Genomic DNA, 1,744 nt, shown 5'->3' on the forward strand with positions numbered 1-1,744 from the left:
ATCGCACCCACAACTCCGGTTGCATATTGGGCTTCCGAATCACGACGCAAGATGTCGGCTTGATGCCTGGAAGATGTGCAGCCGTCCAGCCATAGGACTCACAGTGCTCAAGCAGCCGTGTCCTCGTCGTGGCGATCAAGCAGGTGACGCTCCCGTCCCTGAAATCACCGGTCATTGAGTCGAGTTGGTGCCCGAGAAACAGGGACAGGCCTCGCATGAAGTCGCTTGTCTGTGCGCAGTCCAGTTTCACATCAACGACCCAGCACACCGCGATACACATCCGCATACCGTTGCGCGGCGGCGTTCCAGTCAAAGTGCTGTCGCATCGCCGCCAAGCGCACGCGACCCCAGCACTCTTGCCGGCTCCACAACGCAAAGGCACGGCGCAGCGCGCGACGGTAGGCGTCGGCCGTGAAGGCGTTGAAGACAAAGCCCGTGGCGGCGCCGGCATCGAGGTCTTCCAGCGTGCAGTCGACCACCGTGTCGGCCAGCCCACCGACGCGGTGCACCAACGGCAGCGTGCCATAGCTCAGGCCGTAGAGCTGGGTGAGACCACAAGGTTCGAAGCGGCTGGGCACCAGCATCACATCGCTGCCGGCATAGATGCGGTGTGCCAGCCCTTCATCCATGCCGATGCGGCGGGCGATTTGGCCCGGGTGCCTGGCGGCGGCTTCGCCAAACGCTGCTTCAAGGCGGGCGTCGCCGCTGCCAAGAATGACAAGCTGCCCACCCGCGTCGATCAGGTCGTTCAGCGCCTCGATCACCAGAGGCAGACCCTTCTGCTCGGTCAGGCGGYTGACTACGCCGAACAACGGCGCCTGCGCCTTCACATCCAGCCCACATTCGCGCTGCAGCGCGGCCTTGCAGACGGCCTTGTCTTCGGCGCTGTCGACGTCATAGGCTCGTGCGATGCTGCGGTCGTGGGCGGGCGACCACACGCCGTAGTCGACGCCATTCAGGATGCCGTGCAACACCTCGGCGCGATGGCGCAGCAGGCCGTCCAGACCACAGCCCTGCTCGGGCGTCTGGATCTCGCGTGCATAGCTCGGGCTGACCGTGGTGATCGCGTCCGCGAAATGCAGGCCGGCCTTCATGAAGCTGACTTGGCCATAGAACTCCACGCCCTCGACCGCGTAGTGTTGGGGTGGCAAGCCGAGATCGCAGAAATGGTCGGCCGGGAACAGGCCCTGGTAGGCCAGGTTGTGCACGGTAAAGACCGTCCGCGCCTCGGTGCGGCGGCGCGAGCGGCTGGCGGCGATGTGGGCGCAGGCAAGGCCCGCGTGCCAGTCATGGGCGTGCACGATCTGCGGACGCCAGGCGGCATCCACGCCCTCGGCAAGACGGGCAGCCGCCAGGCCCAGCAGCGCGAAGCGACGGTGGTTGTCCGCGTATGCGACGCCGCTCTCATCCGCGTAAGGGTTGCCGGGCCGGTCGAAAAGACCAGGAGCGTCCAGTACATAGACGGGCATGTCGAAGCCCGGCAGCCGCCCGCGCAGCAGCGCTGCCCTGCCCTCGCTCCACGGTAGTGCGACGGGAACGACGGCGCATTCCAGGGTCAACGAATCGCGGATGGCCGGGAAACCCGGCACCAGCAGGCGCGGCTCCGCGCCTGCAGCGGCCAACGCCGCAGGCAGCGCACCAGCCACGTCGGCCAGGCCGCCCGTCTTCAGCAGCGGGAAGAGTTCCGCGCTGACCTGCAGAACTCTGGTCACAGCCTGGCCAGCATCTGCTTGGTGATCAGCAC

General features: G+C 66.3%; 1 protein-coding gene. It reads right to left on the bottom strand.

What is annotated here, in order from left to right:
- Positions 1 to 251: 251 nt before the first annotated feature.
- Positions 252 to 1,712 carry a glycogen synthase GlgA gene (gene glgA, locus AC1DU6_RS29990; RefSeq protein WP_477861682.1) on the bottom strand — a complete coding sequence of 487 codons (1,461 nt, stop codon included), beginning with the start codon at positions 1,710 to 1,712 and terminating at the stop codon, positions 252 to 254.
- Positions 1,713 to 1,744: the final 32 nt, after the last annotated feature.

Source organism: Roseateles sp. P5_B10, assembly GCF_056400485.1.